At 42.8% G+C, this 7230-nt stretch carries 11 protein-coding genes and 1 other RNA gene; all 12 read right to left on the minus strand.

Annotation, left to right across the window (positions count from 1 at the left end; genetic code table 11):
• Nucleotides 1–69: 69 nt before the first annotated feature.
• Nucleotides 70–1431: a DNA repair protein RadA gene (gene radA / locus M1G05_RS09630; protein ID WP_247953655.1), complete on the minus strand. Its 1362-nt coding sequence runs from the start codon at nt 1429–1431 to the stop codon at nt 70–72.
• 13 nt (nt 1432–1444) lie between these two features.
• Entirely contained in the window at nt 1445–2011 is a 567-nt protein-coding gene (locus M1G05_RS09635) for a histidine phosphatase family protein (protein ID WP_247953645.1), read from the minus strand.
• Nucleotides 1962–2405: a dUTP diphosphatase gene (locus M1G05_RS09640; RefSeq protein ID WP_000702002.1), complete on the minus strand. Its 444-nt coding sequence runs from the start codon at nt 2403–2405 to the stop codon at nt 1962–1964. The genes M1G05_RS09635 and M1G05_RS09640 overlap by 50 nt, the downstream gene beginning before the upstream one ends.
• Nucleotides 2406–2461: 56 nt before the next feature.
• An RNA gene (ffs, locus tag M1G05_RS09645) (signal recognition particle sRNA small type) lies at nt 2462–2559 on the minus strand.
• Nucleotides 2560–2591: 32 nt separating this feature from the next.
• Nucleotides 2592–3059 carry a tRNA adenosine(34) deaminase TadA gene (gene tadA / locus M1G05_RS09650; RefSeq protein WP_247953646.1) on the minus strand — a complete coding sequence of 156 codons (468 nt, stop codon included), beginning with the start codon at nt 3057–3059 and terminating at the stop codon, nt 2592–2594.
• Nucleotides 3060–3279: 220 nt separating this feature from the next.
• Complete coding sequence (locus M1G05_RS09655; RefSeq protein ID WP_247953647.1) at nt 3280–4017, minus strand: DUF3553 domain-containing protein; 738 nt, start codon at nt 4015–4017, stop codon at nt 3280–3282.
• A 138-nt stretch (nt 4018–4155) separates the two neighbouring features.
• Complete coding sequence (locus M1G05_RS09660; RefSeq protein WP_247953648.1) at nt 4156–4311, minus strand: hypothetical protein; 156 nt, start codon at nt 4309–4311, stop codon at nt 4156–4158.
• A gap of 182 nt (nt 4312–4493) precedes the next feature.
• The gene (locus M1G05_RS09665) at nt 4494–5444 is read right to left on the minus strand and encodes an N-acetylmuramoyl-L-alanine amidase (RefSeq protein ID WP_247953649.1); all 951 of its coding nucleotides are present in this window, start codon (nt 5442–5444) and stop codon (nt 4494–4496) included.
• Nucleotides 5445–5446: 2 nt separating this feature from the next.
• Entirely contained in the window at nt 5447–5704 is a 258-nt protein-coding gene (locus tag M1G05_RS09670; protein WP_125443126.1) for a phage holin, read from the minus strand.
• 16 nt (nt 5705–5720) lie between these two features.
• Nucleotides 5721–6437, minus strand: a complete 717-nt coding sequence (locus M1G05_RS09675; RefSeq protein WP_247953650.1) for a hypothetical protein — start codon at nt 6435–6437, stop codon at nt 5721–5723.
• Nucleotides 6438–6442: 5 nt separating this feature from the next.
• Nucleotides 6443–6763 carry a hypothetical protein gene (locus M1G05_RS09680; RefSeq protein WP_247953653.1) on the minus strand — a complete coding sequence of 107 codons (321 nt, stop codon included), beginning with the start codon at nt 6761–6763 and terminating at the stop codon, nt 6443–6445.
• Between the two features lie 6 nt (nt 6764–6769).
• Nucleotides 6770–7230: hypothetical protein (locus M1G05_RS09685; RefSeq protein WP_247953654.1), on the minus strand; the 461-nt coding region annotated here is incomplete at its 5' end.

The following is a 7230-nucleotide window of genomic DNA, read 5'->3' on the forward strand; positions in this document are numbered from 1 at the left end:
TCCCTCCTTGAAAATTTGATAGTCAAATATTTCTCCTATCTTATCATTTTTAAGAGAATTTGTCACGGATTACGCAAAGACCTTTTTCAAAACTTCCTGAATCGTTGTCACCCCAATAACCTGAATTTCCTTGGGCGGAGTAATTCCTGTCAAGGAATTTTTGGGTACATAAATCTTAGTAAATCCCAGTTTAGCAGCTTCATTAATGCGCTGCTCAATACGATTCACACGCCGAATTTCTCCTGTCAATCCCAGTTCTCCGACAAAACATTCCTGAGGATTAGTTGGCTTGTCTTTATAGCTCGAAGCAATAGCAACCGCAACGGCCAAGTCTATCGCAGGTTCATCCAATTTGACACCGCCAGCAGATTTGAGATAGGCATCCTGATTTTGCAAGAGAAGACCTGCACGCTTTTCCAAAACAGCCATAATCAGACTAGCACGATTAAAATCAAGTCCTGTCGTAGTACGCTTGGCATTTCCAAACATGGTCGGTGTCACCAAAGCCTGAACCTCCGCCAAAATCGGACGCGTCCCTTCCATGGTCACAACGATTGATGAACCAGTTGCTCCATCCAAACGCTCTTCTAGGAAAACTTGACTCGGATTGAGTACCTCAACCAAACCGCCCGACTGCATCTCAAAAATCCCAATCTCATTAGTGGAGCCAAAACGGTTTTTGACCGCTCTTAAAATACGGAAGGTATGGTGGCGCTCTCCTTCAAAGTAAAGCACTGTATCTACCATATGCTCCAACATACGCGGACCAGCCAAGGTTCCTTCCTTAGTCACATGACCTACGATAAATATGGCAATATTATTGGTTTTGGCCAGCTGCATGAGCTCAGCAGTCACCTCACGCACCTGAGAAACAGACCCCTGCACCCCTGAAATCTCAGGAGACATAATGGTCTGAATGGAGTCAATAATGAGGAAGTTTGGCTGTATTCTTTCTACCTCAGCTCGAACACTCTGCATATTGGTCTCTGCATAGAGATAAAACTCGCTATCAATATCACCCAAACGCTCTGCACGTAGTTTAATCTGCTGGGCAGACTCCTCCCCACTGACATAGAGAACTGTCCCCACTTGAGACAACTGGGTTGAGACTTGTAGGAGAAGAGTCGATTTCCCGATTCCAGGATCCCCACCGATTAGGACGAGACTTCCTGGTACCACTCCGCCTCCAAGTACACGGTTGAATTCCTCCATCTCCGTCTTGGTTCGATTGACATTGATTGAAGTCACCTCAGCCAGTTTCATGGGCTTGGTTTTCTCACCTGTCAAGGACACACGCGCATTTTTGACCTCGGCAACCTCAACCTCTTCTACAAAGGAAGACCAAGACCCACAGTTAGGACAACGTCCCAGATATTTAGGGGAATTATACCCACAATTTTGACATACAAATGTCGCTTTTTTCTTTGCGATAATAAACCTCTTTCTATATCTCTAACTCACACTCAATCACTTGGCAAAAATCAATCTTCTCATTTGGCACAAACTGGCGCATGAGCATTCGATGAGCAACAACTACCACAGTCTGATGTTCTCGATACTTAGCCATGCATTCTAGAAAACGAGACTTCATCTCCGTAGATGTCTCATATTGAATAGGACTATTAGGAAGTAAATCCCCATTATTTTCTAGAAACATAGTACGAGCTTTTTCAAAATTATCTGTGCCACTTTCATAGACCTGCCATTCATGTAATAATGGCTCCACTCTCAAAGGAAGTCCAGTAACACAAGCCACATAAGAAGCCGTTTCTAAAGCTCTTGTGACTGCAGAAGATATGATTATTTCAGCTGAAGGAAGCAAGGGATTTTTGCTCAGTTTCTGGGTTTGTTGCCTTCCCTTCTCAGACAAGGGCGCCAAATCTATCCCAAATCCCGTATAAGAACGCTCCTCTAACTCACGATAATCTGGCTCCCCATGACGTACAAAGATAATCTTCATTCTAGTGCCCAGTCGATCCAAATCCACCAGTCCGCACGCCGTCAGCCGCATCTCCATCTGCAATTAAGAAAGGAGCAAAGACAGCCTGGACCACACGTTCCCCAACTTCAAGAACAACCTCTTGGTCTGTGATATTCTTCATCTGCGCAAAAATATGCCCTTCATTCCCAGGATTTCCATAATAATCCCCATCAATGACCCCAACAGAGTTAATTAAAACCAAACCCTTCTTACGAGGGTTTGAAGAACGATCATATAGGTATAGAACCTCAGTTGGCTGCATATAAGCCTTAACCCCTGTCGGAACCAATACAATCTCTCCTGGCGCAATAACTGTACGCACAGCAACCTTTAAGTCGTAACCAGCCGCATGCGCTGTCTCACGCTTGGGCAATAAATTTTCATCTGTAAAAGTAGAAACCAATTCAAAACCACGAATTTTCATCATCTTCTCTTTTCTATTATCATTTATTCTAGATTATTCTATCTTATTTATTCGGAAAAAGCACGAAAAAAAGAGCACACAATTCAAATCGCTTAGGGCTGCTGGATTCCTCCCCTGACCCGCTTCACGCAGAACTGTTGCTCCACTATTTATTATATCACATTCCTATTCATTTTAAAAGCAAAATTATTTTTTCCGTCTATTTCTAAAAAAGTCCTGCATAATAGCTGCGCATTCATCTTCCAAAATTCCCGTTTCAACCTCCACACGATGATTGAGACGCTCATCTGTCAAGATATCGTACAAACTCCCAGCAGCGCCAAATTTCTGGTTTTTAGCCCCATAGACCACGTTTGGAATACGGGCGAGTCCAATCGCCCCACTACACATGACACAAGGCTCAATGGTCACAAAAAGCGTGCAATCCAGCAAGCGCCAGCTCTCCTCACTCAGGTTCGCATTCTCTATGGCCATAATCTCCGCATGCATAACCGCTCGCCGCAGTTCCTCACGCGCATTATGCCCACGGCCAATGATTTCTCCGTCCTTGACAATCACACAACCAATTGGAATTTCATCGTGTTCAAGAGCAATCTCAGCCTCTCTCAAAGCCTCCCTCATAAAGACTTCTTTTTCTTCAACTGTATAATTCATCAATTTCCCTTTTCCTACTTATCGATTTTATTATTATATCATGAATCCCAAGACAAAAAAAGCCACCAAATGCGGTGACTTTATAGGGAGATTATTATGAAAAAGGTAAAATTATTTCCTATTAAATAAGCAAAAACGGAGGGTGTCCCCTCCAACTTCACGACCTCTGGACAAGGTCTATTTTTTTGAAAAAAAGTAAAAACTATATCAAAACTGTTGATTAAAATTCTAAGAGATTGCTTTCTACGACTGCCTCAAGTGCTAGAGATTTTTTCCCTTTATCTTCAAAATCAATAGTGATGGTGTTGTCTTTGATTTCTGTTACTTTACCAGTTCCAAATGATGGATGTTTAACTGTTGAACCTACAACGTCTTTGTGAGACTCAATCCATTCCTTGACTTTCTCATTTTCTTCTTGCTCTTGAAGAAGACCTGACTGTTTCATCAATTCAACTACCTCAAAATACCCGTTTAAATAAGTTGGTTTGAAATCAGAACCTGTAGATAATTCTGAGCGTTTTACAGGTTCACCCAAGCCTAGCATTAGCTGAATAGCTTTCAAAATAACATCATCAGAGACATTACGACTGTCAAGCTGTCCGCCAACTGCATCACCGTAAACGCCGTAGAAGTGGCCATCTTCGCCATCATGGCCATAAATGTCCATGATATTGCTTGTTTCACAGTTGCAATACACTGCGCCATCTTCGTTTACAACAGCATACGCTACTTCGTTATTTTTAATTTCTTCAAGTAATTGTTTTGCATTTTCCATGTCTAGCTCCTCCGCGTAATTTGTTAATTTGATAGCATTTTCTAAACTCATTTTTTCGATTGGTGTTTTGCCTGTGACCCATCTACTGATTGTAGTGTCACTAATTCCAGTAGCTTTAGAAATTCTATAAGCTGTTACCATCTTTAATAATTTTTGAATTTTGTTAAAATCTGCTTTACTCATTTTTTATTATCTCCTGAATACCAAGCAATAGCGATCGCCAAAATTGCTACAAATAAAATAATTTTCATCTTGATTTTTCTCTAACTTTCTTATACAATGAAAGGCAAGGAGAGCTTTCGCTCTCTTACCCTTTAGCGATTATCTCTTCCTGCGTCTGGTAAACTTGGGAGCGATTTTCGCTTTTTTATTTTGCTCTTTTAGTACTTTGTACCAAGAGCGACTCTCTTTTGAGATTGCTACTGCAATCCCTATCGCGACTGTGACCCTTGCTAGCCACTCGTCAAGGCTGTCCATTTGTATCACCTCCTTACATTATTTATTATACCGCATTACAATGCGGTAGTCAAGTATTTTAACAAAGAAATTTAAACTTTTTTCATTCTGAAACTACTTTCAGACCAAACAAAAAAACCGCAAGCCTGAGCCTGCGGTAAAAGAACATTTTAGAAAGTTTCCTTTCTATTTATTTTTTAAAATTATTTCGTAGTAATCAAGCCATCTGGCTCCACTGTGAACTCTGGCTTATCTGCCATTGTTCCGTCTGGTTTGATGTAGTACCAGCCTTGACCTGCTCTGACGAATTCATTAGATACCATATCCCCGTTTTTGCTATCTAGGTAGTACCATGTATCCTTATACTTGACCCAACCCGTCTTCATGGCACCTTCTACATCGAAGTAGTACCACTTGTCAGCGATCTTCTTCCAACCTGTTGCCATTGCGCCTGAGTTGTCGAACCAGTACCAATTCCCATCTGAATGCTTATGCCAGCGTTCTGCAAGCATATAGCCTGAACCGTCGAAGTAATACCAGGTTCCGTTGATTTTCTCAAACTTGTCTTTTGGATAAGAGCCGTCTTCTTTAACATACCAGTAGCCTGTATCGTTCTTCTGCCAGCCTGTTTCGGCGCCTAGGCCGTTCTCAATATCTCGCTTAAATTGTTCACGGCTAACACCCCATTTCGCAAGATAAGGATACGGGTCAACGTGGTCGCTACTGTTATCCGGCTGGTTATTGGTACAGTATTCATGAGTTTTGATACCTGCTAAGTCGTCTGTATCAAGAGTTTTCGGCAAACCTGCTTCATCTGCTAGATTTCGTAGCAATTCGATGTACAGGCGATAGTCTGTTATGAACTCTTCTTTAGTTGAATGGCTTTCAATCAATTCAACTGCTGCATAGGTCTCAGCATTCCAACCACCCCCAACGTCCCACATTCCCTTGTTTACAGGACCTACCTGCATAACACGGCCATTTCCAACGACATGAGAAAAGAACCCAAGTCCAGGGTCCTTTCTGTAGTGGTAGTCCGCCTCGTTCTGAGCGGTTGAGTTTCGGTTGCCTGTTGAGTGGGCGTGAACCTGACGGAAAGGCTCAAACCCAACAATCGGCAAGTCTGTACGTAGTCTGCTTGTATCAATATCCATACTTATTCCTCACTTGGTTTCTTGTATTCTAGAGCTCGTGTGCTGTCCGTGATTCCGCTTGTGGTTGGGTCGTTGACCAAACCGATAGCAGTCAAGAATACGAAGACCGCATTGACAAGCAGAATTAGCTTGTTGCCAATATCGCCTAAATCTAGATGATATCCGAAGACTGCTGCGCCAGCTTGCAGAACAAGCAAGAGGGCTGGGATTGCAGTCAGCCAAAAGTATTTATTTTGTAGTCGTAGTTTCCAGTTAATCATATATTTTTCCTTTCTTTTATGGTAATTTTGTAGGCCAAGGGTCGTCTGTCAAGTATGAGATAGCACCAACACGGATATCTCCAATATCTTTATCTGTGGGGATAGGGTCATTAAATGTAAATTGTATGAAGTTTGAGTCGGTTACTCCTCCGAGATACCATATCCCATACGGCTTCCCAGCGTCATTATAAATTCCACCAATCAGTGACGCCTCACTCCTAAATCCTGCAGGTATTCCACCAGGACCTAACACTTTAGCCCCTTTGTCCCCACTGCTATTGTGCCTTGCAAATCCAGGTCCATTTCGTCTGCCTACTCCAAACCAACCCCATTGAAGACCACCAAATTGATAAGTAATAAGGTTGTTAACTCTTCGTATCTTAATGAATGAGTTGCCTGCTCTAGAGACACTGTTTAACGTTCTCCAGCCAGTATCACCAATCAGTACACGCCAGCCAGTATTACCATTTCCGCTCTCTTTAATCCACTTGAGAGCACCGTTTGTCACGTTGACATCTACATAGGTTGTTCCGATTTCGGCAGTGATACGGCCTTCTGGTGAGCCTGTACCACGGATTTCCTGTCCTACGTTATCTGGTAGCGGTAGAGTGACATTATTACCCCCAGCGATGCCGAGGGTATTGCCTGTCAATGTCAGCCTTGGTTCAGGCTTTTGATTCAGAGTTTTAACATCCCGACCGACCGCTTGAGCAAATTCCTCTAAATTGCTCATAGCAATCACGCTTTCGCTGCGTTATACGTTGCGACCAGGTCAAGGTTGGCAAACTCGTCAATACGACGACCAAGGTCAGCCAATTTTTGCACGACTGCGCCCTCAGTGCTACCACTCATTTTAGCGATTTCCTCAGCGATTTCTTTGAGGGTATCAAATTTTTCAGATACCCCTTCACCCAAAATGTCATTCTTGACTGCGGTTTTAGCTTGTTCAATCAGTTGTGTGACTGTCGCATTGTCAATCTTAGTATCGATTAACTGCTTCAGCGCCTTGTGATCCACTCCCAGTGCTTGAGCGAATGCGATCCATTTACTTGTATCCATAATTTTTTACACCTTTCCAAGATTATAGTGTGTGAGCAAATCAGGAATCTCCTGACATACTCCACCTTCACTTGCAGTTCTTCCTGCAAGTTGTTTTTTTACTTCTTCAGCGATATCCAGCTCCTTTAGAGCATGGACTTCTTCTGTGACCAATTCCTTATCTGAAGCCACTATCTTGATGTGGGTTTCTTTGTCACTCGGAAAAATATATCCGCCAGCGCTAACTTCTAAGCGGTATTTCCCAATTGGCAAGATAGTGTCCAGATTAAAATTCACGCTTGAGTTCGTGACAGTTACCTTCTTCTTCCATTGGTACTTGCCTATGGTCAGACTAACGACCGCCACCTCCCCTTCCAGAGAGGGGACGGCTCGATAATCTTCGTCTAAGAGGACAAATCCAAAGGTAGAAGCCACATCACCCTGTTTAATGAGGTAACCGCCATCAAATTGAGCAAGATTGGTCGTAT

Origin of the sequence: Streptococcus mitis (assembly GCF_023109515.1) — a bacterium.
Taxonomy (GTDB): Bacteria; Bacillota; Bacilli; order Lactobacillales; family Streptococcaceae; genus Streptococcus; species Streptococcus mitis_CS.